Raw genomic sequence first — 22,166 nt, 5'->3', positions numbered from 1 at the left:
AGCCTCAGTCGCTCGCCTCGGCGAGGTGGGCCCGGGTTGCGCGGTGGCGGGCGTGCACCTCGTCGATGGGGATGAGGACGCGCTCGTCGGCGACCTCGCCGACCGCCTCGGTGAGGCGGCGACCGATGCTCGCCTTGCGGCGCCGGGCCCCGATGTTGGCCCACCACCGGGACACCACGGCGAGACCCAACCCGACGAGGAGCCCACCCACGAGCATGAGCAGCGGCAGCGGGATCACCCCGACGGTCGGCGCCTCGATGCGCGGCAGCTGGAGCCAGCCCATCACGACGAGGACGGCGAGCCATACCAGGCCGGCGATGGCCGCGAGCCCCAGCAGCCACTGGAGCACGTTGACGACGAACCACCAGATGGGGCGCCGAGCGCGCAGCGAGGTGCTCATCACCGCCCGGTCGAGCCGGTCGCTGAGGGCACCCTCGCCCCGGTCGACGGCCGCGTCGACCGCCTCGCCCCAGCGCGGTGGCATCCCCTCGGAGGCGTTACGGACGAACTCTCGTGTCGCGATGTCGACGGCCGCGACGGTCGACAGCGTCGGAGCCGGGATCGACGACCGTCCGAGCACCGCGCGGACGTCAGCACCTTCGATGTCGAGTGGGATGACGTCCCGGCCGCGGTCGCGGTCGAGACCGAGTCGGCGCAGCGGATCGGCCGCGAAGGCCTTGGTCCAGCGCGCGAAGAGGAAGCCGGTGTGGGCGAACGCCTCACGCCGGTAGTCGCGTTCGACGGCATCGAGCACGACCGGGACGCCGGCCGCTCGGGCGAAGGCCTCGTCGAGGGCGGTCCGCGACAGCTTGGCCACGTCGGGCTCCGTGTCGGCGACGTCCTGACGCAGTCGCTCCGCCACCCCCACGACGTCCGCACGGAGACGTTGACGCGAGGCGGCGTGTCCCGCAACGGCATTCGCGAGGCGTTGCCTGAACTCGGGAATGCCGTCGCCCGTGAGCGTCGACGTCGTGAGCACCTGGGCCCCCTTGACGCCGTCGGCCAGGAGGAGCCGCCTGAGGTCCTTCGCGACCGTCTGGACGGCGTCCGGGGTCAGCCGGTCGGACTGGTTGAGCACGGCAACCGTCACGGCATCGTGCCGCGACAGGATGCTGACGAACTCGTCGTGCAGACGTGCGTCGGCGTACTTCTGGGGGTCGGTCACCCAGACGAAGACGTCCACGAGCTCGAGGATGCGCTCCGCCTCCTGGCGGTGGGCGAGCTCTCGCGAGTCGAAGTCGGGCAGGTCGAGCAGGACGAGTCCGTCGAGGGACCCGACGGACTTTCCTCGACCGGTCGGCCTGGCGTCGTCCTCGACCCGATGGCGGGCGTCCACGTGCAGCCAGTCGAGGAGCTCGCCGGCGTCTCCCCCGCCCCAGATCGCGGCGGTCGGCTTGGCCGTCGTCGGACGTCGCGCGCCGATCGTCGCGACGTCGGCTCCCACGAGCGCGTTGAAGAGCGACGACTTGCCGCTGCCGGTCGCGCCGGCGAGCGCCACGACCGTGTGGTCGCCGGCGAGGTTGGTGCGCTCGAACGCCTTGTCGACGACTCGGCGGGCTTGCTCGACGACCCCAGGATCGAGCTCGTCGGAACCCGACAGGAGTGCCATCGACAGGGCCGTCGTCCGGTCGGCGAGCTCGGTGGCGGACACGCGGGCGACCTTGGCCCGACCCATCGTGATCGGGCTCATCGCTTCGCCTCCTCGGCGCCTGCAGCCTGGTCCGCCGCGTCGGCTTCCTCGGTCCCGGCGGCCTGTTCAGTCGCGTCCTGCTCGTCGGGCTCGTCGGGCTCAACTGGCTCGTCGGGCTCGTCGGGCTCGACTGGCTCGACTGGCTCGTCGGGCTCGTCGGTCTCGGGCTCGTCTGCGTCGACGGACTCCTCGATGGCCTCGGTCGAGTCGGTCTCGGACGCGGACTCGCCAGACTCGTCGGACTCGGCGACCTCGTCGCCGTCTGCGGACTCCGCAGACTCCGCGGACCCCTCGGACCCGTCGGTCGCGGACACCTGCGCGGGCTCGCCGGCTGCGTCGGACTCGCCGGCTGCGTCGATCTCGGAGCCGTCCGGCTCCTGACCTTCGCCGGGCTCGTGCGGCCCCTCGACCGAGGGCTGGGCAGTCTCGTCCGACTCGGGCTCGGGCGCCTCCCCCGCAACAGCGCGCCTGACGGAACCCGCAGCCCGGTTGAGCGAGGCGCTCTGGGCCGGAGTCACTCCCGTGGACGCGACCGCGCCTTCGAAGCGGGCGAGCTCGGCGGCATACAGCTCGTCGACCCGCGCGATGAGTCGCTCACGGGCCGTCCGCGCGAGCTCGCGGACGGCCTGGTCCCCGAAGACGGCCTCGAGGAGCTTCTGACCGACCACGGCGGTGCCGCCGGCGATGCCGACCTCGGCGCCGGTGACTCCGGCGGTGCTCGCGAACGTCACGAGCATGAGCACGACACCGAGCCCGTTGACGCCGTAGGCCATGATCCGCGCGGTGGTCCGGCGGTCCTTGGCCTCGTGGCGGACGAGATCGAGGATGTCGCCCTGCCAGTCGCGTACGAGCCGCTCGATCCGCTCGTCGAGGTCGGCGCTCGCGCGCGCCAGCGTCGGTGTCGCGATCATGAGCTGATCACCGCCGGGCAGCGAGCGCCAGGCCCGGGCCCCGGAGGTCGCAGCGACCTCGGCACGGTTGGCGATGAGGTCGGCCACGCCTGACTGGAGCGCCTCTCCGAGGTTCTCTGCGCGCGCCGGCTCGCCCTTGACGAACGCCGTGAGCCGGTCTCGCATCCGTGAGACCCGCGACTCGACCTGCCGGAAGAACTCCCCCGTCCCGACGAACTCCTGCCAGCGCGCGAGAACCTCTCCGCGGAGCAGGGTTCCGTCCTCCATGCCCTCGCGGACGTGGTCGACCGCGTCCGCGTATGCCGTCCGGGCGGCTCCCAGCAGCTCGCCGGCTGCGGCGACCTGGTCGTCGGAGGCGGCCGCCAGGACACCGGTGCGGTCCTGGAGGGACCGCAGGGCCCCGTCGAGGGTCTGGCGCATGACGTCGGTTCGGGCCTGCGCGTCGCTCGCGAGCGCCGACAGCCACGCCTTGAGCGGTTCGGTCTGCTCGGTCGGGAGCAGCCCACGGCGGAGCGGCGACTCGGTGACGGTGAAGATGGGCGCCTGCTCGAGGCCCTGCTCGCGCAGCATCGATGCGAGGTGGTTGCGGATCTCGTCGACCGACTCGGGTGCAACGCGGTCGAGGACGACGGCGATCGCGGTCCCCCGCTCGGAGGCCTCACGGAGCAGGTCCCACGGCACCGCGTCGGCATAGCGCGCGGCCGTCGTGACGAAGATCCAGAGGTCGGCGGCAGCGAGGAGCTGCGCGGCGAGGTCGCGGTTGGCCGAGACGACGCTGTCGATGTCGGGGGCGTCGAGCACGGCGAGCCCGGAGGTCACGGCCTTGGTCGAGACGAGACGGACCGCGCCGGGTCCGTCGGAGTCGGAGTGCCGCCCGGTGATGCGCGCGAGCCCGGGCAGGATGCGCTGGTTGGTGAACCACCGCGCGTCGGACGGGTGGTGCACGAGGACCGGCGAACGCGTCGTGGGCCGGAGGACGCCAGGCAGGGTCACCTCGCGGCCGACGATGGAGTTGACGAGCGTGGACTTGCCGGCGCCGGTCGAGCCGCCGACGACGGCGAGCAGGGGGGCGTCGATCGATGTCAGCCGGGGGATGAGGTAGTCGTCGAGCTGGCCGAGCAGGCGCCCACGCTCGTGGCGGGCTTCGCCGGCTCCGGGAAGGTCGAGGGGGAGGCTGGCGTCCGCGACGGCGGCCCGCAGCTGGGTTACCGCGGTGAGGAGCTGCGGCGCAGTGCCCGCCCCTGAATCTGCTGCCACGCCACAATCCTCCCGTGTCCGTCGGACACAAACAAACTCACCGTTGATGCGTGTCGGCTCAGCCCGACGTCGCGGCGCCTCGGTGACGTGTCTCACCGAGGTCAGCCCGGCCGCCCGGAAACGGGACGCCTGCCCACCTGGGCGAGGCGGCCCGAAGCCGGATCGGCTTCTGGCGACGGCGGTTCGGGACTGCCGTCGGGGCTGCGCCCCCGGCAGGACTCGAACCTGCGACCAAGAGATTAGAAGGCTCTTGCTCTATCCGCTGAGCTACAGGGGCAGTCGCCCCGAGGGGCGACGTCCCATGATAGGCAACCGTCGGCTGCTCCCTGATCTCAGGCCATGGGCGATCCGATGAAGTTTCGGCGATGCGTCGTGATCGCGTCGAGCAGCTCGAGCTCCCGCTCGCTCGCGCCGGGCTCGGCCGTCCCGTGGACGAGGCGCGACCGGAGCAGGGCGAGGTCGCTCGCGCTGTCCTGGAAGGCGGCCATGGACCGCTTGGCCGGTGTCCCGCCGTGCGACTTCGCCCAGGCCCGCGCGTCGCGTCGCATCCGCATGTGCGAGAGCATCGTGACCTCGCCGTGGGTCAGCCAGCCGGCGTCGGCATACGGCGAGAGGTACTGCCCGATGAGGCGGCCCTCCCGCCGACGGACCCAGACGAGGAACCCGAGGAAGGCGACGAAGAGCGGGACCTGGTAGGTCACGTACGCCTGGATGAACCCGTCGATCCCCGCGAGCGCCGAGAGGTTCCAGAGGCTGTGCAGGATCATCGCGCACACCCACCCGGTCACGATGGCGAGGACGCGTGTGGCGGGGTTGCGGGTCGTGACGGCGATCCCGATCCCGATGCCGGTGATCGAGGTGAAGAGGGGGTGGCCGAAGGGCCCCATGATGCAGCGCACGATGAAGGTCGCGGTGAGGCCCTCGCTCCCGGCGGTCGAGTACGCCTGCCCGAGGTAGAGGATGTTCTCGCTGAAGGCGAAGCCTGCCCCGATGAGGCCGCCGTAGACGATGCCGTCGACGATGCCGTCGAACTCGCGCCGGCGAAGCAGGTAGATGAGCAGCACCCCGAGCCCCTTGAGGGTCTCCTCCGTGATCGGCGCGAGGTAGACGGCCCCGGTCTCGAGGGGGTCGGTCCACTGCGCGTCGACGAGCAGGCGCAGCCCGAACGTGTTGAGGAAGAAGGCGCCCACGACGGCGACGAGCGCTCCCCAGAGAAAGGCGAACACGCGGTAGCGCGTCGGCTCGGCCTCGAACCGGTCGAGCCAGAGATAGACCGGGACGACGACGAAGAGGGGGAGGATCGCCATGAGGGCCGAGGTGATGATCGTCGCGGCGGTGAGGCGCTCGCCGAAGATCCCGACGACGACGAGCAGGCAGAGGAGGAAGACCGACGTGGCGACGCCGATGGTCAGCGTGGTGCGCAGGGCCGGCCGCCGTGTGGGGTTGGGCGCGTGCCACCGCGGTTCCGTCCCGACCGACCTGCTCCCTTGTCCACTCGGATCGCTCGTCGTCACGTCCCCCGGGGTCATGTCAGGCACAGTAGTGCAGCACCGCGCACGACGTCCGGTCTTGCCGCTCTCGTCAGGATCTATGGTGGACCGGTGACGGAGACCAACCAACGAGCCCTGGCCGACCGCATCATCTGGATCGACTGCGAGATGACCGGGCTGTCGCTCCAGACCGACGCCCTCGTCGAGGTGGCGGCGCTCGTCACCGACTTCGAGCTCAACCAGCTCGGCGACGGTGTCGACGTCGTCATCAAGCCTCCGGCCGAGGCGCTCGAGCAGATGGACGACTTCGTCCGCACGATGCACACGACCTCGGGCCTGCTCGAGGAGCTCGATGGCGGCGTCTCCATCGAGGAGGCAGAGCAGGTCGTCCTCGACTACGTCCGGACCCACGTGCCCGAGCCCCGCAGGGCGCCGCTCGGCGGCAACACGGTCGCGACCGACCGTGGGTTCCTCGCCCGCGACATGAGCGAGCTCGAGGCGCACCTGCACTACCGGATCATCGACGTCAGCTCGATCAAGGAGCTCTCCCGCCGGTGGTACCCCCGGGTCTACTTCAACGCCCCCAAGAAGTCGGGGGGCCATCGCGCGCTCGCCGACATCCGCGAGTCGATCGCCGAGCTGCGCTACTACCGCGAGGCCGTCTTCGTGCCTCCGCCCGGTCCGGACTCCGCGACGGCTCGGGCCCTGGCCGAGCCCCACGTCATCGACCACTGACGACGTCGCACCCGCTCCGGGGGGTGGTCACGAGCACTCCTCCGGAGCAGGTACGATTGGCGTCGCCGTCTCACGGAGATGCCACTTTCGGTGGTCCGTGTCGACGCATGGTGGGTGTAGCTCAGCTGGTAGAGCACCTGGTTGTGGTCCAGGTGGTCGCGGGTTCAAGTCCCGTCACTCACCCCAGTCGGAAGATCCCCGCACGAACTCTCGTGCGGGGATCTTTCTCTTCCCGTATGCCGCTGGGCCGGCTTCGCGAGCCCGCCCCTCCGCGACCTCCGCCTCCTCCACACCTTTCCGGCTTCACCCGTCGACGCGGTCGAGGGTGAGCTGGGCGCGGTGGTGCCGATAGTGCAGGACCGGGTAGGCGTAGACGTCCTCGAGCGTCATGGTCGCGGTGAAGTAGGGGTCCCAGCGGGTCGGGAACGGCATCACCCGGTGCAGCCCGCGCTCCGGCTCGACCTCGAGACGTCGGCAGAGCACAGCGATCGTGTGGTCGCAGAGACGCCCCATGCGCGTGCGGTCGTACACGAGGGCTCCGCCGCACGAGCCGAGGTAGTTGACCGTGTGGAAGGGCCTCGTTCCTGCGTCCAGGAGGCCGGCGAAGGCCCTCCCCGCCGGCGCGGGGAGGCGGAAGACGAACCGGACGAGCGGCAGCAGGCGGCGGACGATGAGGAAGCCGAAGACCATGTGGAAGAGCAGCTGCTCGTTGGTCCAGCGCGTCCCGTTGCTGATGCGCCGCAGCTCCTCCGGCGTCGCAGCCGCAAGGAGCGCGTGGAGGTCCCGGCGGGCGTCCTCCAGGTCGGCGGCGATGCGGCTGCGGTCCACGCGCCCATCGAGGGACGGAGAGCCGTTCCCCCTTGCTGCCTGAGGCCGTCGTGTCATCCCTCGATCGTCCTCCCGCGCGGCCCCGTCATAGGGGTTGGGCCGAGGACGAGTTCCGCGCTGCCTCGCGGCGCCGGCGCCCCGTCTCGGGTGAGAATGGCGTGTGCTCCTCGGGAAGAAGAAGATCCAGCGAATCACCGTCGGCGTGATCATCGGTGTCATCGTGCTGAGCCTCGGGCTCTCGCTCCTGTCTGCGGCGGCGGCGCCTCGGAGCCGCTCGGGCGCGGCCGGAGGCGGGCGTCCCGCCACTGACGCCGTCGCGACGACGGCGCCCTCGCCCGCGGGCGCTCCGCTCGGGCGCACGGCAGACCCCAAACCGGTCACCAGAACCCCCCAGGGCGAGGCCACGCAGGTGAGCGACGACGAGCACCTCGGTGGCCTCGTCGGCTACATCGCTTTCATGGTCGGCGGGGTGTTCCTGCTCGCCCGATCCCGCCGACGCACCCGGAAGCCGGCGACGGAGGACCCCGATTTTGTCGTGACCGCGACGTCCTGATACGTTTTTCCTCGTTGCGCCGCTAGCTCAATTGGCAGAGCAAGTGACTCTTAATCACTGGGTTCGGGGTTCGAGTCCCTGGCGGCGCACTCTTGTGTGAAATGGAACGAAGGCCCCGGAGACACCGTCTCCGGGGCCTTCGCCTTGCTGGCCGATGGGGCCCGGGCGCTCAGAGGTTGATCGCCGGACCAGCGCGTTCGGGACGCGCGCATTGACAGCCCGTCGGACCACGTAGACGTCCTGAGTCATGGATGGTCGCGCGTGCCCGAGCCGGTCTGCGATGATCCTGGCCGACAGGCCCGCGTCGGCCAACGCCGACGCGGTGGTCCTCCGGACGTTGTGCGAGGTCACCCCAACCGATGCCGGCCCGGTCCAGCACCCCGGCGCAGAGCCCGGCGCTCTTGCTCGGGTCACGCAGGCCGCCGAGCATGTCGGGGAACACCGGCGCGTCGAGCGTGACGCCCCGGGCATGCCGCAGGCGCAGGTCAGGCACCGCCCAGGACCGGGGGATGAGGGTCCGCTCCCCCGCGCTCGACTTGGTGTCCTTCCGGATGAGCCCGTGACCGGCGACCCGGATGACGGTGTGGTTGACCTCCACCCGGGCCGCGTCCAGGTCGAGGTCGACCCACGCAACCGCCAGGCACTCCCCGATCCGCTGGCCCGTCGCGAGAAGGAATCGGGTCAGGTCGAGAAGGCCGCCAACGAGCAGTCGGAACCTCCTGGTCACGGCGGTCTAGCATGGCGCGTGCCGTCAAGAGGATCACACCACCCGCCACGACCGCTGGCGCCTGGCGACGTTGTCGCCGCGTTTTGTGATGAGCTCGGTGAGTGGTCGGCCGCGCAGATCATCTCCCTGGAGCCCCACGACAGGCAGGCCGACGTCCTGGATCTGGACTGGTCTGGAGCCGAGCCACACGACGTCGCCGACCTGGGCGAGCTGAAGCCGTTGAAGCTGACACTCCCCGGCCAGCGCGGTGTGGCGCAATGCCACAGGGAGTGGGTGCTCCCACGCGGCCACAAGAATCTGGGTCCGGCGCCGCTGCTGACCACTCGTGCCTCGCTGGCGTGGACCTTGGGTTGGCATACAGGGTTTCATCTGCACCTGCAGCGGCGCTGGGACGCGGGCCTTCATGGTGAACCAGAGAATGAGCGCGTCCACGCCCTCGACGGAGATGCCGTCGACGTTCTGCCCGCAGGGGCGTCGTTTCCGGATATCCGGTCTCTGTTCGTTCGGGGTGCCAACACGATCGATGGGGCTCGCGTCGTGTCTGCCTATCCGAACCTCACTCACCTGAACCTATGGGGCAAACTGAGCCGCCTGATCAACGCGTCAGCATTGAACGGGCTGCACCGTCTGCGCCGGTTCGAGGTCCATGATGTGTTCGGGATGATCCCTGAGGACTGCCTGGACCCGGAACAACTGACGCAGCTGGAATACGTCGACCTGGACGGCGTGCCGGCCGACTACGCCATGGCGATGCGGCGGGCATGGACCCCCGAGGTCGGCAAAGGCGTCTTCCTGCGGGTGAGCCGAGCGCGAGAGCCCGAGTGGGTGAAGGAGAACCTCGACAACCCGTTGCGGGAATGGGATGGCCGCGAGGGCATCTCTGCACGTACTTACAGGCGGGCTTTGACAGCGTGGAAGCAGAGCACCCGACCCATCCTGGAAGCGCTCCTGACGCCGACTGCAGGTGTCGTTCAGCGAGCGCTGCTCATCGCCTTGGGCCGCGACTTCGCGCGGGCGTTCGCCGAGGTCAGCGGGCCGTCGTACATTCTCGAGACAGATGAGCTCGGCGAGCTCCTCGATGCCTTGCAGAACCTCATCACGACCGCCCCGGCCGCCCCGGGCGTGGACCGCGAAGAGGCGATACGGGCCCTCTTCGAGGGGATCGACCAACACGGCTACTGGTGATCACGGCGCCTGCTCCCGCGCCATACAGAATGTCGGTCGACACAACCCCGACACCTGCTCACGAGTCGGAGATCAGGACCCACCGCTGCGAAGCGGCCTCACCGAGACGCTGCTTACCTGGGCTCGGGGCAACCACGTCACAGATGGCCTGCCCGGACTCGATCCGCTCGACGACCCGCTGGAGTTCGCAACGTTCACACCCTGGGACGACAAGGGCCACTGGTGACAGACCGACCCTCCCTCAGGACCGGAGATCCAGAGATGCTGGCACGGCTCATCGCCGATCCCTCGGATGTGGTGCGCGCTGGCACACCTCCTCGACAAGCGCTCCCGGATGGGCAGCGCGCGGCGGGTGACCGGGCTCAAAGGTAGAGGCCGGTCTGGCCGTCGTCGATGCGCGACGCCGCGACGGCGTGGATGTCACGCTCGCGCAGCAGGACGTAGTCCTTGGACTGGAGCTCCACCTCGGCCCGGTCCTCGGGGTCGAAGAGGACCCGGTCGCCGAGCTGGACCTGACGCACGCTCGGTCCGGTCGCGACGACCTCGGCCCAGGACAGGCGCTTGCCCATCGAGGCGGTCGCGGGGATGAGGATGCCGCCGCCGGAGCGCCGCTCCCCCTCGTTCTCGAGGGAGACGAGGACACGGTCGCCGAGCATGCGGATGGGGAGACGGTCGGACGCCGATCCTGGCCCGGATGCCGTAGAACGCTTGGCCATGCCGCTTCGCGTCAGCGGCGCCTGCGGAGCAGGCGCGCGACGACGACGAGCGCGACCACTGCCGCGGCGACGGCGACGACGCGCTCGACGCGCAGGTCACCCTCGGGGGTGCGGGTCACCTCGTCGACCTTTAGCTTCAGCGACTGCACCTGCCGCTGGGCGATGACCTGCGGCTGCACCCGGTAGGCGAGCTCGTTGACCGTGCCCTCGAGGCGGGCGCGCGCGGCGCGGATGTCCTGCTCGATCGCTGCGGTGTCGCTCATGACAGCTCCTTTCGGGATCTGGTGCGACTCTATCCGGGTCTCAGGCGGCCAGGCCGAGGTCGCGGCGCAGCTTGGCCACGTGCCCGGTCGCCTTGACGTTGTAGAACGCGTGGCTGATCGTGCCGTCGGTGTCGACGACGAACGTCGAGCGGATGACCCCCTCGACCGTCTTGCCGTAGAGCTTCTTCTCGCCCCACGCGCCGTACGCGCGGTGCACCGTGAGGTCCTCGTCGCTCAGCAGCGGGATGGTCAGGTGGTCGCGCTCGCGGAACTTCGCGAGCTTGGCCGGCTTGTCCTTGCTGATCCCGACGACCTCGAAGCCGTCCTTGCGCAGCGAGTCGAGCGACTCGCTGAAGTCGCACGCCTGCGTCGTGCAGCCGGGCGTCATGGCGGCCGGGTAGAAGTAGACGATCACCTTGCGCCCGGCGAAGTCGGAGAGGCTGACCGACTGGCCGGTGTCGTCCGTGAGGGTGAAGGCGGGGGCTGCGACGCCGGGCTCGAGTCGAGTGCTCACGATGGGCTCCTTCGTGTGACGGGGCTGGCCGGAGCCAGTCGCCCGGGCTGGGTCGAGCTGCGGTGCGGCTCAGGCGGTTGCCTGGTCGAGTGCGGACGGCGGGACTTGAACCCGCACGCACGAGGCACAGGAACCTAAATCCTGCGTGTCTGCCAGTTCCACCACGTCCGCGCGGCTCCACTGTAGTTGGGCCGCCCGACCGAGGCGTCGGGTGCCACGCCCGGTTCGCGAAACGTGATGGGCCGTATGCCGCTCGGCCCCCGTACGCTGCCCGCATGAGGCAACGGGTCAGCTCGGGAAGTCCCTTCGAGGCCGCGGTCGGCTACTCACGAGCCGTGCGGGTGGGCGACGTCGTCCACGTCGCCGGAACGACGGCGAGCCGGAACGGGAGCGTCGTCGCGGTCGGCGACATGTACGGCCAGACGAAGGTCGCCCTCGAGATCATCGAGGCGGCGCTGGCCGAGTGTGGCGCGAGCCTCGCCGACGTCGTGCGGACCCGGATGTACGTCACCGACATCAGCCGCTGGGAGGAGGTCGGCCGGGCCCACGGCGAGGCCTTCGGCGACGTCCGACCGGTGGCGACGATGGTCGAGGTCTCGGCGCTGATCGACCCGGACCTGCTCGTGGAGATCGAGGTCGAGGCGCTGCTGGCCTGAGCACGCCGACCGCGCAACCGCGCCACCGCGCGGACAACGTGGGGCCGCCGAGCGGCATACGGCAGGGTGACGTCAGTCGACGCGCACCGTCACGGTGTGGATCCCCGTCGCCCCGTCGGGGTCCGGTCGTGCCTCGAGCGGGGACTGCGGCTGGCCCGAGCCGTCGTACGCGCGGACGCGGATGTCGTGGCTGCCGCGAGTCGCCTGCCACTCGTAGACCCACTGGCGCCACGCGTCGATGCTCGCGTCGGCGGCGAGGCGGGCCGCGACCCACGGGCCCGTGTCGATCTGGACCTCGACCTTGGAGATGCCACGGTGCTGCGCCCAGGCGACCCCAGCGACGGCGACCGTCCCGGCCTTGACCGACGCTCCCGTCCGCGGGACGTCGATGCGCGACGCCGTCTTGATCGGGCCGAGGGGCGACCAGCCGCGCGGCGTCCAGTAGCCCTGGTCCTGCGCGAACGTCGTCACCTTGAGCTCGGTGACCCACTTCGTCGCGGAGACGTAGCCGTAGAGGCCCGGGACGACGAGCCGCACCGGGAACCCGTGCTCGAAGGGCAGCGGCTCGCCGTTCATCCGCACGGCGAGCATCGCGTTGCGGTCGTCGGTGAGCGTCGACAGTGGGGTGCCACACGTCCAGCCGTCGGCGCTCGTCTGCAGGACCATGTCGGCGCCCGCCTTCGGCCCGGCCATTGCGAGCAGCTCGCGGACCGGCCAGCCGGTCCAGACGGCGTTGCCGGCGAGGTCGCCGCCGACCTCGTTGGAGACGCAGGTCAAGGTGATGAGCGCCTCCTGCATCGGCTTGGACCGCAAGCCGGCCCAGTCGATCTCGACCTCGCGGTCGACCATGCCGGTGACCTTGAGCTTCCACTGGGCGGCGTCGAGCCGCGGCACGACGATCGCCGTGTCGATGCGGTAGAAGTCCTGGTTGGGGACGATGAACGGCGTGGCGCCCGGGATCTTCAGGTCCGCGCCGGCCGGGATCGTCACCTTGGCGGCCCGCGCCGGGGCCGCCGCGGCGGCGTCGCGCGATGCCGTCGCCGCCGCCGAGCCACCGCTTAGGAACCCTCCGACGTATGCCGCCGCCCCGCCGACCAGCCCGCCGAGCAGCCAACGTCGGGCCGGGCTGGGTGCCCCCTCCCCGGCCGGTGCCGTCGCGCTCGCGCTCGTGGCAGGCGTCCGGCTGAGGAACCACAGCCCGGCCATCGTGCCGAGCACCGTCGGGATGATGTCCGACGGGGCGGCACCGGGCCGCGAGAGGACCGCGGCGACGCCGACGAGACCGAGGAGGGCGAAGAGCACGAGGCCCGCCGTGAGCCGCCGACGCGCGATCATCCCCACGACCGCGCAGAGGACGGCGAGGACGACGACCGTCCCGACGAGCAGGGCTCGCTTGTCGTTGGTGCCGAACGTCGCGATCGCGGCGTCCTTGAGCCACGAGGGCGTCCGGTCGATGAACGCCCCGCCGACCGCCGCGATCGGAGCGGGCTGACCTCCGGACGCCCCGAGCCCCTCGAGGATCGCGGCGACGAGCGTCGCCAGCCCGACCGTGAGCAGCCCGGCCACGATCCCGTCGAGGGCCCCGTGCCAGGCGGGGGCGGCGGCGACCGGTGCTCCCCCTCCTGTCCCGGGGACGTCGGGTCGCGTGGCCGGGCTCGTCGTGGTCATGGCCTCAGGTGCTCCTTCAGGTGCGGCACGAGCGCGCGGAACGCGAGCGCCCGGTGGGAGACGGAGTTCTTCTCGTCGGCACCGAACTCCGCGAGAGTCCGTTCGGCGCCGTCAGGCTGGTCGGATGGGACGAAGATCGGGTCGTAGCCGAAGCCGTTCGTGCCCGTCGGGACGCGCGCGACATGACCGGGATAGCGCCCGAGCTCGGCCGCGGACCGCCCGTCGGGCATGACGAGGGCGGCCGCGCAGACGAACGCAGCCGCGCGGTGCTCGTCGCGGACGTCACCGAGCTGGGCGAGGAGCAGCTCGAGATTGGCCCGGTCGCCGTTGCCGCCGGACCACCGCGCGCTGAAGATGCCCGGGGCGCCGCCGAGGACGTCGACCGCGAGGCCCGAGTCGTCGGCGAGGGCCGGCAGTCCGGTGAACCGCGCCGCCGAGGCCGCCTTGAGGATGGCGTTCTGCTCGAAGGTCACGCCGTCCTCGATGACGTCCGGCGCCTCCGGGTACTCGTCGAGGCCGACGATGTCGAGCCCGAGCTCGGCGCAGACGTCGGAGAGGATCTCGCGCAGCTCCTCGACCTTGTGGTGGTTGCGCGTGGCGAGAACGACCTTGGTCACGCGACCGCCCCCTCGGCGAGCGCGGCCTGCTGCCTCGTCGTGAGGTCGGCGCAGCCCTTCGTGGCGAGGTCGAGCAGGGCCCCGAGGAGGTCGCGGTCGAAGGGCGCGCCCTCGGCGGTTCCCTGCACCTCGATGAACGTCCCCTCGCCCGTCATGACGACGTTCATGTCGGTCTCGGCGGTCGAGTCCTCGGGGTAGTCGAGGTCGAGCACGGGCCGCCCGCCGACGACACCGACCGAGACCGCGGCGACGGATCCGGTCAGCGGCTGCGCGTTCTTGGCGATGAGGCCCTTGGCGCGGGCGTAGGCGATGGCGTCCGCGAGGGCGACATAGGCGCCGGTGATGGCTGCCGTGCGCGTGCCGCCGTCGGCCTGGAGGACGTCGCAGTCGAGGACGATGGTGTTCTCGCCGAGTGCCTTCGTGTCGATGACGGCCCGCAGGCTGCGGCCGATGAGCCGCGAGATCTCGTGGGTTCGGCCACCGATCCGGCCCTTGACGCTCTCGCGGTCGGACCGGGTGTTCGTCGCGCGCGGGAGCATGGCGTACTCGGCGGTGACCCACCCGGTCCCCTTGCCCTTGAGCCACCGCGGCACGCCCTCGGTGAACGAGGCGGCGCAGAGCACACGCGTGCGCCCGAACTCGACAAGGACGCTCCCCTCGGCGTGGTCGAGCCAGTTGCGGGTGATGCGCACCTCGCGCGTCTCGTCGGGGGCGCGGCCGTCATGTCGTTCAGCAGTCATGCCCCTGAGGCTAGCCATGCCTCAACGCTAAGCCCGCATCGCCGCCGGCGCCCCTGCCGCCGATGCCGCCGTAAGCACCCCGTAACGCCGCAGGTCCTCCTCGCGGGGGCCGGCCCCTGCCTCGCGGGGAGGACGGGCGGTATCAGGGAGCTCGCCGGCACCCTCTGGCATGGGTGATGGATCGAACCGAGGGGGAGCCATGATCGACATCACGCAGTGCCCGGAGTGCGGCGAGCCCGCCGAGATCCAGTGGCGCGACGCCCTCGAGAGCACCGACGGGCCGGTCGAGCACGCCAAGGTCATGTGCCTGCGCCGGCACTGGTTCCTGCTGCCCGTCTCGATGCTCGAGGAGCGCCGAGCCGCGCCGCAGGCCGCCGCGACCGAGACCGCCCCGCCCGGGGTCGGCAAGCCGCGCCACCTGGCCGTCTGAGACCCCGAGCCCCAGGGGGCGCCCGACCGAGCAGGCCGACGCGACCCGGCCCGGCGGCATACGGACTCAGAGCGAGTAGGTCACCCCGGGCTCGGCGAGCTCGACCTTGCCCGGCCAGACCTCCGCGGCCTGGGCGCGGCAGACTTCGGGGTCGTTCCAGGCCGGCAGGTGCGTCAGCATGAGCCTGCGCACTCCCCCGGCGCGGATGGCGGCCTCGGCCGCGCGTCGGCCGGAGAGGTGGATGCCCTCGACAGTGTCGCGACCCTCGACGAAGGCCGAGTCGGCGAGCACGAGGTCGGCGCCCGTCATCAGCTCGGAGAGCTGCTCGCAGGAGTCGGTGTCGCCGGTGTAGACGAGGGTCCGCCCCCCCGCCTCGACCCGGAAGCCGTACGACTCGACCGGATGCGCGACCCGAACCGGCGTGACGACGAAGGGGCCGATCGTCAGGGGCTTCCGGTCGCACAGGTGGTTGACGTCGTAGACGCCCAGGATGTCCTCGACGTCCGGGTTGCCGTAGGCCCGGGCGAGGTGCGCGCCCGTGCCGGACGGTCCCCACACGGGCATCGGCCCCCGGCCCGGCCCGCCGGGCACGTACTTCATCATCACGTAGAGGCCACAGAGGTCGATGAAGTGGTCGACATGGAGGTGGCTGAGCAGGACGGCGTCGACGGCATACGGGTCGACGTGACGCTGGAGTGTGCCGAGGGCCCCGCTGCCGAGGTCGAGCACGACGCTCCACGTGCGGCCCTCGTGCTCGGCCTGCACGAGGTAGCTCGACGCGGGCGACTCCGGTCCGGCGAACGAGCCGGAGCACCCCACGATGGTCAGTTCCACGTGGTCGAGCCTAGGCGTGGCCGACGACGGCCGCCGCCGCCACGCGCGTCTCGTGGGTCACACCTGCCTCCCGCCATCGTCCTCGTCGTCGGCGGCGTCGTCGTCCTCGTCATCAGCCAGGTCACGGTCGAAGGGCTCGCCCATGAGGGCGCTCGTCAGGGTCTCCTGCAGCCACGTCATGAAGTCGTACCAGGCCATGGCGTAGCCGAGCGGGTCCTCGTCGGAGATGACCTCCATCGCGGCGTGCAGCGCCTCCGCATCCTCCTCGGTCCGCATCCCCATCCGTTCGGCGAGGAGCAGCCGCACGTCGGTCAGGGCCATGAGGAAGCGGGGCGCCTGCTCCGCGTCGAGCTCGACACGGTCGTCGTATGCCGCTGCCAGCCGTTCCAGCGCGACGTCGAGGTTCGCGCTCTTGCGCTGTCTCAGGCCCTCCTCCGTGAGCCGCCGGAACTCCGCGGCCACCTGGTCGTCGCCGCGGTGGGCCGTCGGCAGGAGGCGGTCGAGGGCCGGGTCGCGGTCGGTGAGGTCGTCGCCGAGCGCCTCCGCGCCGTCGTCGGAGCCGTCGCCGCCCCGGCCGGCAGCCCCATCGACCGAGTCATCGGCGTGCTGCTCGTGCGCGGCATCGGCATCGGTGTCGACCTCGGTCCGCTGGTCCTGTGCCGCCAGCGAGAGCCCCATCGAGGCCACGACGTCGGCGAAGGCATCGCCGGTGGGCTCGATCTCCGGCGAGAGGATGACCCGCGTCTGCTCCATGAGGCCCGAGAGCATCGCCCGCTCCCCCTCGTCGAGGAGCGCGACGAAGCGGCGACCGTCGGGCAGGAAGGCGCGCGCCATCACTCGTCCTTCTCGAACGTGGCCCACAGGCCGTATCCCTGCAGGGCCTCCGCGTCACGCTCCATCGACTCGCGCGGGCCGCTCGAGACGACCGCCTTGCCCTTGACGTGGACGTCCATCATGAGCTTCTCGGCCTTGGGGCGCGGGTAGCCGAAGTAGGTCTCGAAGACCCACGTGACATAGCTCATGAGGTTGACGGGGTCGTTCCAGACGAGGGTCACCCAGGGCAGGTCCGGCGACACGACCTCCTCGGTCGCGGTCACCTCCTGCTCCACGGGGGCGAGGGACATGCGGGTGGCGATCACAACCACACCCTAGAGCGGGGGCGCCCGTAGGCTGACGGGCGTGAGCACTCCAGCCGCCCCGACGGCCACGCCGACGAACTCACCCACCGAATCACCGACCGACTCGCCGACCGACTCAGCGACCGACTCACCGGCTCCGGGCACGCGCGCGTCGTCCCACGGGTCGGCGTCCACGGCCCTGCTGACCGACCACTACGAGCTGACGATGCTCCAGGCGGCCCTCGCCTCGGGCGAGGCTCACCGCCGCTGCGTGTTCGAGACGTTCGCGCGGCGCCTGCCCGACGGCCGCCGCTACGGCGTCGTCGCCGGCACCGGCCGGTTCCTCGAGGCCCTCGAGCGCTTCCGGTTCGGCGAGGACCAGCTGCGCTTCCTCGCCGACCACCGCGTCGTCGACCGCGCGACCATCGACTGGCTCGCCGACTACCGCTTCACCGGGACGGTCAGCGGCTACGCCGAGGGCGAGTGCTACTTCCCCCAGTCGCCGGTCCTCGTCGTCGAGTCGACCTTCGCCGAGGGGGTCGTCCTCGAGACGCTCGTCCTGTCGATCATCAACCACGACACGGCCATCGCGTCCGCCGCCTCGCGCATGACGACGGCGGCCGGCGGCCGGCCGTGCATCGAGATGGGGTCCCGGCGGACGCACGAGGAGGCTGCCGTCGCGGCGGCGCGAGCGGCATACATCGCCGGTTTCGACGCCACGAGCAACCTCGAGGCCGGACGGCGCTACGGCGTCCCGACCACGGGGACGTCGGCCCACGCGTTCACGCTCCTCTACGACTCGGAGCGGCAGGCGTTCACGGCCCAGGTCGACTCTCTCGGCAAGGGCACGACCCTGCTCGTCGACACCTACGACGTGAAGACGGCCGTCGACCTCGCCATCGAGATCGCGGGCCCCGAGCTCGGCGCGGTCCGCCTCGACTCGGGCGACCTGCTCATCCAGGCCCGTGAGGTGCGCGCCCAGCTCGACGCCGCAGGCAACACCGAGACCCGGGTCATCGTCACGTCCGACCTCGACGAGTACGCCATCGCGGCGCTCGCGGCCGGCCCTGTGAGCGGCTACGGCGTCGGGACCGCGCTCGTCACGGGCTCCGGCGCGCCGACGGCCTCGATGGTCTACAAGCTCGTCGCGCGTGAGGACTCGAGCGGCACCCTGCAGGGAGTGGCCAAGAAGAGCAAGGACAAGACGTCCGTCGGCGGACGAAAGTGGGCTCTCCGGCGCCGGAACGGCCAGGGGGTGGCCCAGGCCGAGGTCATCGGCGTCGGAGAGGCACCCCTGGACGACGGCGACGACCGGCCCCTCATGATCGACCTCGTCCGCGACGGCCAGGTCGTCGACCACCAGGACATCCACGAGGCCAGGGCGCGCCATGCAGCCTCCCGGGCCGAGCTGCCCCGTGCCGCGGCGCAGCTGTCGCGCGGCGAGCCCGTCATCCCGACGCTCTACGAGGAGGACTGAGCCATGGCCACCCACTCCGGGGCCGAACCGAGCGACCGCCGAGCGCTCGTCATCGTCGACGTCCAGAACGACTTCTGCGAGGGCGGCTCCCTCGCCGTCGCAGGCGGCGCCGCCGTGGCCCGGGCCGTGAGCGCCCACGTCACTGATCACGCCGCCGACTACGACCACGTCGTGGCGACCGCCGACTGGCACATCGAGCCGGGCGACCACTTCTCGGCCAGCCCCGACTACGTCGACACATGGCCGGTCCACTGCGTCGCGGACTCGGACGGCGCCGACTTCCACCCCCACCTCTCGACGGCCCTGCACCACGTCGAGGCGGTCTTCCGCAAGGGCGAGTATGCCGCCGCGTACAGCGGGTTCGAAGGGCGCGGCGACGACGACGAGCGCTCCACCCTCGCCACTTGGCTCAGGGACCGGGAGGTCACCCGCGTCGATGTCGTCGGGATCGCAACCGACCACTGCGTGCGAGCCACCGCCCTCGACGCCGCGGCCGAGGGGTTCGACACGACGGTGCTGCTGGACCTCACGGCCGGCGCGGCCCGGGAGACCACCGAGGCTGCGCTGGCCCAGCTCCAGGGCGCCGGGATCCACCTCGTCGGGGCCCCGAGGGTCGGCTGACTGCCGGGCCGTGTTCCGGATGACGACCACGATCCGAGGGCTGCCCGCGGGACCGGCGGGGCGCGCTGCCCCACCCGCCCCGAGCGCCGGGTGATGGTCGTCATCCGGAACCTGCAGCGCGGCTAGCGCAGGACGGCCGCCAGGGCGAGGGCGGCGCGGTGCAGGGCCGGTCCGATCAGCGCGGGGTCGAGAGGTTGGAGCGAGACGACGCCCACTGAGGCCTCGACCGCTCCCCCGGGCGCCCCGGGCGCCCCGGCCGTCGCGATCGGCAGGGCGAGGCCGTGGGCCCCGGCCTGGAGCTCACCGTCCGTCGCGACGAGTCCGGTGCGGCCCGCACGCCCCGCGAGGATGGCGCGTCCCGCGGCCCCCTGGTCGAGCCGGTGGCGGGCGCCGGACCGATAGGCCACGTGGAAGTCGGTCCACGACGGCTCGACGACGACGAGGGCGAGCGCCTCGTCACCCTCGGCGATCGTGAGGTGTGCGGTCGCGCCCACGTCGTCGGCGAGAGCGCGCAGGATCGGCCGGGCCTCGTTCCGCACGACCGGGGTCACCGCGGCAGCGAGGCGGCTGACGCCGATGCCGAGCCGCACCCGTCCGTCCGGCTGGCGGGCGACGAGCTGGTGGTCCGCGAGCGTCGCGACGAGACGGTAGACGGCCGGACGGCCGACCCCGAGCTCGGCAGCGAGCTCGGTGATGGTCAGGCTCGTCGTCGCGGGTCGGGCCAGGACCTCGAGGAGCCGGACGCCGCGGTCGAGCGTCTTCGACGACTCAGGTCGGCCACCACCGGACTCGGCACTCGACGCCGCAGCGGTCGCACGGTCCGGCGAGAGACTCACCCTCAACCCTCGGAGTGCCGGGTCCCGGCCGGATCCGCCTGCGTGCCAGTGCGGTTCGCGCCACGGGACCATGACAAGGCGTACAGGCCGTCGTCGACGGCCAAGCCCGCCTCGCCGAGCTCGAGGGGTCGGAAGGTGTCGACCATGACGGCGAGCTCGTCGAAGCGCTCGGCGCCGATCGACCCCTCGGTCGCGCCGGGCTGCGGCCCGTGGGCGTGGCCACCGGGGTGGACCGAGATCGAGCCCTTGCCGATGCCCGATCCCTTGCGGGCCTCGTAGTCGCCGTCGACGTAGAACATGATCTCGTCGCTGTCGACGTTGGAGTGGTAGTAGGGCACCGGGATCGCGAGCGGGTGGTAGTCGACCTTGCGCGGCACGAAGTTGCAGATGACGAAGTTCCAGCCCTCGAACACCTGGTGAACCGGCGGCGGCTGGTGGATCCGCCCGGTGATCGGCTCGAAGTCGCGGACGTTGAAGACGTACGGGTAGAGGCAGCCGTCCCAGCCGACGACGTCGAGCGGGTGGAAGGGCAGGGTGTGGACCGTGCCGACGACACCGCCGGGGCCGTTGCCCCGGTGCTTGATGTAGACCTCGGTCTGCTCGTCGGGCGAGGCGCCGATGTCCTCGGCGAGGAGCGGGCCGGCAGGCTGGCGCAGGTCGCGCTCGCAGTACGGCGCGTGCTCGAGGAGCTGGCCGTACTTGCTGAGGTAGCGCTTCGGCGGGGTGATGTGGCTGTTGGCCTCGATGCAGTAGGCCCGGAGCGGGTCGTCGTCGGAGACCTCGGGGATCCATCGGTGCGTCGTCGCCCGCGGGATGAGGACGTAGTCGCCCTCCGCGACCTCGAAACTCCCGAAGACCGTCTCGACGCGAGCCCGGCCGCGCTCGACGTAGATGCACTCGTCGCCGATCCCGTTGCGGTACCACGGGCTCGGCCGGGCGCTGACGGCATACGAGATGCGCACGTCGCCGTTGCCGAGGACGAGGCGACGACCGGTGACGACGTCGGTCTCGGAGATGGTGGCCGCGTCGAAGAGGTCGTGGAGCTTGAGGTGGCGCGGCACGAGCGGGTGGTTCGGTGTCGTCGACTGGTCGGGAAGGTCCCAGACACGCGAGTCGGCGATCGTCGAGGGGATGTTGCGGTGGTAGAGCAGCGACGAGTCGGACGAGAAGCCCTCCTCCCCCATGAGCTCCTCGTAGTAGAGCTCGCCGTCGGGGCGGCGGTGCTGCGTGTGCCGCTTCGGCGGGATGCTGCCGACGGCCTGGTAGTGCGCCATGTCGCTCCTCGAGGACCCTAGCGACGTCCGATAATCGGACGTCTGTGTATCGCTAACGACACAGTGGAGTACGCTCCAGTCCCATGTCAAGGACGCCGATCGCGCCCCTCTTCGACCGCCTCGTCGACGACGCAGCCGTCTTCCCGCCGGGGCTCGCCCCGCTCGACGTGGCGGTCCGCGAGCACCTCGCCCGCCGCACGGGGCCGTATGCCGCCCAGCTCGGTCCCCTGCTCGTGCCGGCGACCGCGGCGGCTGAGGTCTCCCGCCTCGCGGCGGGGCACGACCAGACCACCGCAGACCCGCTCGGCATCGGCCTCATCGCCCGACCCGGCTCGCCGACGGAGCCCGTCGTCGAGGCGGTGGGACTGCTCCGGAACGACGAGCGCGTCGTCGTCCACGCCGTCGAGGTCGGCTGGTCGGACCGGTGGCGTGAGCTCCTCGCGCTCGAGGTGCCGATGGTCGTCGAGGTGGGCCTCGGAGCCGAGCAGGAGGCTGCCCTCGACGACATCGCGGTCGCGGTCGACGACGAGGCGGACGTGACGGCGAAGTTCCGCACCGGCCCGACCGAGACATGGGCCTGGCCGGACGAGTCGGCGCTCGGTCGGTTCCTCGACGCGGTGGTCCTTCGCGGGCTGTCCTTCAAACTGACCGGCGGGCTGCACCACGCCGTGCGCGGCACCTATGAGGGCCAGCCGATGCACGGCCTGCTCAACGTCCTCCTCGCGGTTCATGAGGCCCTCGACGGCGCCGAGGCTCCCGAGCTGGCCCAGGTCCTGCGCCAGACCGACGAGCCGTTCGTCGTCGACCACGTCATCCGGCTGGGGACCGACGACGTCGCCCGCGTCCGCGCGAGCTTCACCGGGTACGGCTGCTGCGGCGTCGACGAGCCGCTCGGCGAGCTGGCCGCCCTCGGCCTCGTCACCTGACGCCAGCCCAGCGGCGCACCGGGTATGCCGGGGCGCCGCCGAAACGACACCAGACGCCACCACCGGAGCGTCACCGAACCACCGACCTCGAGGAGACCCC

At 71.4% G+C, this 22,166-nt stretch carries 24 protein-coding genes and 4 tRNA genes; 10 read left to right on the top strand and 18 right to left on the bottom strand.

What is annotated here, in order from left to right; all coding sequences use genetic code 11:
- Positions 1 to 4: 4 nt before the first annotated feature.
- The 4 genes from N865_RS13975 to N865_RS13960 all read right to left on the bottom strand — a co-directional run bounded on the left by N865_RS13975 (position 5) and on the right by N865_RS13960 (position 5,387).
- Positions 5 to 1,690, bottom strand: a complete 1,686-nt coding sequence (locus tag N865_RS13975) for a GTPase (RefSeq protein ID WP_034807073.1) — start codon at positions 1,688 to 1,690, stop codon at positions 5 to 7.
- Positions 1,687 to 3,858: a dynamin family protein gene (locus N865_RS13970; protein ID WP_322786064.1), complete on the bottom strand. Its 2,172-nt coding sequence runs from the start codon at positions 3,856 to 3,858 to the stop codon at positions 1,687 to 1,689. Before N865_RS13970 ends, N865_RS13975 begins: the two co-directional genes overlap by 4 nt.
- 204 nt (positions 3,859 to 4,062) lie before the next feature.
- Positions 4,063 to 4,135: transfer RNA gene (locus N865_RS13965), tRNA-Arg, on the bottom strand.
- A gap of 55 nt (positions 4,136 to 4,190) precedes the next feature.
- Complete coding sequence (locus N865_RS13960) at positions 4,191 to 5,387, bottom strand: PrsW family intramembrane metalloprotease (RefSeq protein ID WP_084328240.1); 1,197 nt, start codon at positions 5,385 to 5,387, stop codon at positions 4,191 to 4,193.
- Positions 5,388 to 5,516: 129 nt separating this feature from the next.
- Here N865_RS13960 and orn point away from each other — a divergent pair, with 129 nt between their 5' ends.
- Together orn and N865_RS13950 are read left to right on the top strand one after the other, a co-directional pair.
- Positions 5,517 to 6,083, top strand: a complete 567-nt coding sequence (gene orn, locus N865_RS13955) for an oligoribonuclease (protein ID WP_245603769.1) — start codon at positions 5,517 to 5,519, stop codon at positions 6,081 to 6,083.
- A gap of 110 nt (positions 6,084 to 6,193) precedes the next feature.
- Positions 6,194 to 6,269, top strand: a tRNA-His gene (locus tag N865_RS13950).
- A gap of 117 nt (positions 6,270 to 6,386) precedes the next feature.
- Here N865_RS13950 and N865_RS13945 read toward each other — a convergent pair.
- A complete protein-coding gene (locus N865_RS13945; RefSeq protein ID WP_034807132.1) occupies positions 6,387 to 6,911 on the bottom strand; it encodes a DinB family protein in 525 nt (174 codons plus the stop codon).
- Positions 6,912 to 7,071: 160 nt separating this feature from the next.
- On the opposite strand from N865_RS13945, the gene N865_RS21860 reads away from it, so the two are divergent.
- Positions 7,072 to 7,464, top strand: coding sequence for a hypothetical protein (locus tag N865_RS21860; protein WP_051510584.1), 393 nt, complete (start codon positions 7,072 to 7,074; stop codon positions 7,462 to 7,464).
- Positions 7,465 to 7,480: 16 nt separating this feature from the next.
- Positions 7,481 to 7,553, top strand: a tRNA-Lys gene (locus N865_RS13940).
- Here the strand turns inward: N865_RS13940 and N865_RS23925 are convergent.
- Complete coding sequence (locus N865_RS23925) at positions 7,519 to 7,935, bottom strand: tyrosine-type recombinase/integrase (RefSeq protein WP_084328238.1); 417 nt, start codon at positions 7,933 to 7,935, stop codon at positions 7,519 to 7,521. The genes N865_RS13940 and N865_RS23925 overlap by 35 nt on opposite strands.
- Positions 7,936 to 8,023: 88 nt before the next feature.
- Between N865_RS23925 and N865_RS22765 the strand changes: the two genes are divergently transcribed.
- The gene (locus N865_RS22765; RefSeq protein WP_157557706.1) at positions 8,024 to 9,376 is read left to right on the top strand and encodes a hypothetical protein; all 1,353 of its coding nucleotides are present in this window, start codon (positions 8,024 to 8,026) and stop codon (positions 9,374 to 9,376) included.
- A gap of 362 nt (positions 9,377 to 9,738) precedes the next feature.
- Here the strand turns inward: N865_RS22765 and N865_RS13925 are convergent, their stop codons facing one another.
- The 4 genes from N865_RS13925 to N865_RS13910 all read right to left on the bottom strand — a co-directional run bounded on the left by N865_RS13925 (position 9,739) and on the right by N865_RS13910 (position 11,040).
- On the bottom strand, positions 9,739 to 10,032 hold the full coding sequence (locus tag N865_RS13925; protein ID WP_245603767.1) for a GroES family chaperonin: 294 nt from the start codon (positions 10,030 to 10,032) through the stop codon (positions 9,739 to 9,741).
- 71 nt (positions 10,033 to 10,103) lie between these two features.
- Complete coding sequence (locus tag N865_RS13920) at positions 10,104 to 10,355, bottom strand: DUF3618 domain-containing protein (RefSeq protein ID WP_034807068.1); 252 nt, start codon at positions 10,353 to 10,355, stop codon at positions 10,104 to 10,106.
- Positions 10,356 to 10,395: 40 nt separating this feature from the next.
- Positions 10,396 to 10,869, bottom strand: a complete 474-nt coding sequence (gene bcp / locus N865_RS13915) for a thioredoxin-dependent thiol peroxidase (RefSeq protein WP_034807066.1) — start codon at positions 10,867 to 10,869, stop codon at positions 10,396 to 10,398.
- Between the two features lie 90 nt (positions 10,870 to 10,959).
- Positions 10,960 to 11,040 (bottom strand) — tRNA-Leu (locus N865_RS13910).
- Positions 11,041 to 11,144: 104 nt separating this feature from the next.
- Here N865_RS13910 and N865_RS13905 point away from each other — a divergent pair.
- Positions 11,145 to 11,525, top strand: a complete 381-nt coding sequence (locus N865_RS13905; protein WP_034807064.1) for a RidA family protein — start codon at positions 11,145 to 11,147, stop codon at positions 11,523 to 11,525.
- A gap of 72 nt (positions 11,526 to 11,597) precedes the next feature.
- Here N865_RS13905 and N865_RS13900 read toward each other — a convergent pair whose 3' ends face one another.
- The 3 genes from N865_RS13900 to rph are packed head-to-tail and all read right to left on the bottom strand — an operon-like array spanning position 11,598 to position 14,550.
- Positions 11,598 to 13,193: a molybdopterin-dependent oxidoreductase gene (locus N865_RS13900; protein WP_034807062.1), complete on the bottom strand. Its 1,596-nt coding sequence runs from the start codon at positions 13,191 to 13,193 to the stop codon at positions 11,598 to 11,600.
- A complete protein-coding gene (gene rdgB / locus N865_RS13895; protein WP_034807060.1) occupies positions 13,190 to 13,810 on the bottom strand; it encodes an RdgB/HAM1 family non-canonical purine NTP pyrophosphatase in 621 nt (206 codons plus the stop codon). Before rdgB ends, N865_RS13900 begins: the two co-directional genes overlap by 4 nt.
- On the bottom strand, positions 13,807 to 14,550 hold the full coding sequence (gene rph / locus N865_RS13890) for a ribonuclease PH (RefSeq protein ID WP_034807058.1): 744 nt from the start codon (positions 14,548 to 14,550) through the stop codon (positions 13,807 to 13,809). Before rph ends, rdgB begins: the two co-directional genes overlap by 4 nt.
- Before the next feature lie 199 nt (positions 14,551 to 14,749).
- On the opposite strand from rph, the gene N865_RS13885 reads away from it, so the two are divergent.
- Positions 14,750 to 14,980, top strand: a complete 231-nt coding sequence (locus tag N865_RS13885; protein WP_034807056.1) for a hypothetical protein — start codon at positions 14,750 to 14,752, stop codon at positions 14,978 to 14,980.
- A gap of 66 nt (positions 14,981 to 15,046) precedes the next feature.
- On the opposite strand, the gene N865_RS13880 is transcribed toward N865_RS13885, so the two are convergent.
- From N865_RS13880 to clpS, 3 genes are read right to left on the bottom strand one after another with little or no spacing between them, the layout of a single operon-like run.
- Positions 15,047 to 15,814 (bottom strand): MBL fold metallo-hydrolase, encoded by a 768-nt coding sequence (locus N865_RS13880; protein ID WP_034807054.1) that lies wholly within the window; start codon positions 15,812 to 15,814, stop codon positions 15,047 to 15,049.
- A 57-nt stretch (positions 15,815 to 15,871) separates the two neighbouring features.
- Positions 15,872 to 16,648 carry a DUF2017 family protein gene (locus tag N865_RS13875; RefSeq protein WP_034807053.1) on the bottom strand — a complete coding sequence of 259 codons (777 nt, stop codon included), beginning with the start codon at positions 16,646 to 16,648 and terminating at the stop codon, positions 15,872 to 15,874.
- Complete coding sequence (gene clpS, locus N865_RS13870) at positions 16,648 to 16,938, bottom strand: ATP-dependent Clp protease adapter ClpS (protein ID WP_034807126.1); 291 nt, start codon at positions 16,936 to 16,938, stop codon at positions 16,648 to 16,650. The genes N865_RS13875 and clpS overlap by 1 nt, the downstream gene beginning before the upstream one ends.
- 55 nt (positions 16,939 to 16,993) lie before the next feature.
- Here clpS and N865_RS13865 point away from each other — a divergent pair, with 55 nt between their 5' ends.
- Complete coding sequence (locus N865_RS13865; RefSeq protein WP_084328237.1) at positions 16,994 to 18,409, top strand: nicotinate phosphoribosyltransferase; 1,416 nt, start codon at positions 16,994 to 16,996, stop codon at positions 18,407 to 18,409.
- Between the two features lie 3 nt (positions 18,410 to 18,412).
- Positions 18,413 to 19,030 (top strand): isochorismatase family protein, encoded by a 618-nt coding sequence (locus N865_RS13860; RefSeq protein WP_051510579.1) that lies wholly within the window; start codon positions 18,413 to 18,415, stop codon positions 19,028 to 19,030.
- Between the two features lie 122 nt (positions 19,031 to 19,152).
- Here the strand turns inward: N865_RS13860 and N865_RS13855 are convergent, their stop codons facing one another.
- Complete coding sequence (locus N865_RS13855) at positions 19,153 to 19,866, bottom strand: IclR family transcriptional regulator (RefSeq protein ID WP_245603766.1); 714 nt, start codon at positions 19,864 to 19,866, stop codon at positions 19,153 to 19,155.
- Positions 19,867 to 19,868: 2 nt separating this feature from the next.
- Positions 19,869 to 21,140 carry a homogentisate 1,2-dioxygenase gene (locus tag N865_RS13850; protein ID WP_034807044.1) on the bottom strand — a complete coding sequence of 424 codons (1,272 nt, stop codon included), beginning with the start codon at positions 21,138 to 21,140 and terminating at the stop codon, positions 19,869 to 19,871.
- Positions 21,141 to 21,223: 83 nt separating this feature from the next.
- Between N865_RS13850 and N865_RS13845 the strand changes: the two genes are divergently transcribed.
- Positions 21,224 to 22,066: a hypothetical protein gene (locus N865_RS13845; protein ID WP_034807042.1), complete on the top strand. Its 843-nt coding sequence runs from the start codon at positions 21,224 to 21,226 to the stop codon at positions 22,064 to 22,066.
- The last annotated feature ends 100 nt before the right edge of the window (positions 22,067 to 22,166 follow it).

It is taken from the genome of Intrasporangium oryzae NRRL B-24470, assembly GCF_000576595.1.
Lineage (GTDB): Bacteria > Actinomycetota > Actinomycetes > Actinomycetales > Dermatophilaceae > Intrasporangium_C > Intrasporangium_C oryzae.
The sequence above is the reverse complement of the archived record's forward strand: the minus strand, read 5'-3'. Positions and strand labels throughout refer to the sequence as shown.

Coding starts and splice junctions, on each gene's coding strand:
- N865_RS23925 (WP_084328238.1), bottom strand. CDS start 7,935: ATGCCCGGGGCGTCACGCTCGACGCGCCGGTGTTCCCCGACATGCTCG.
- N865_RS13920 (WP_034807068.1), bottom strand. CDS start 10,355: ATGAGCGACACCGCAGCGATCGAGCAGGACATCCGCGCCGCGCGCGCC.
- N865_RS13905 (WP_034807064.1), top strand. CDS start 11,145: ATGAGGCAACGGGTCAGCTCGGGAAGTCCCTTCGAGGCCGCGGTCGGC.
- N865_RS13960 (WP_084328240.1), bottom strand. CDS start 5,387: ATGACCCCGGGGGACGTGACGACGAGCGATCCGAGTGGACAAGGGAGC.
- N865_RS13875 (WP_034807053.1), bottom strand. CDS start 16,648: ATGGCGCGCGCCTTCCTGCCCGACGGTCGCCGCTTCGTCGCGCTCCTC.
- rph (WP_034807058.1), bottom strand. CDS start 14,550: ATGACTGCTGAACGACATGACGGCCGCGCCCCCGACGAGACGCGCGAG.
- clpS (WP_034807126.1), bottom strand. CDS start 16,938: ATGTCCCTCGCCCCCGTGGAGCAGGAGGTGACCGCGACCGAGGAGGTC.
- N865_RS13850 (WP_034807044.1), bottom strand. CDS start 21,140: ATGGCGCACTACCAGGCCGTCGGCAGCATCCCGCCGAAGCGGCACACG.
- N865_RS13845 (WP_034807042.1), top strand. CDS start 21,224: ATGTCAAGGACGCCGATCGCGCCCCTCTTCGACCGCCTCGTCGACGAC.
- N865_RS13925 (WP_245603767.1), bottom strand. CDS start 10,032: ATGCTCGGCGACCGTGTCCTCGTCTCCCTCGAGAACGAGGGGGAGCGG.
- N865_RS13885 (WP_034807056.1), top strand. CDS start 14,750: ATGATCGACATCACGCAGTGCCCGGAGTGCGGCGAGCCCGCCGAGATC.
- N865_RS13900 (WP_034807062.1), bottom strand. CDS start 13,193: ATGACCACGACGAGCCCGGCCACGCGACCCGACGTCCCCGGGACAGGA.
- N865_RS13860 (WP_051510579.1), top strand. CDS start 18,413: ATGGCCACCCACTCCGGGGCCGAACCGAGCGACCGCCGAGCGCTCGTC.
- N865_RS13975 (WP_034807073.1), bottom strand. CDS start 1,690: ATGAGCCCGATCACGATGGGTCGGGCCAAGGTCGCCCGCGTGTCCGCC.
- orn (WP_245603769.1), top strand. CDS start 5,517: ATGACCGGGCTGTCGCTCCAGACCGACGCCCTCGTCGAGGTGGCGGCG.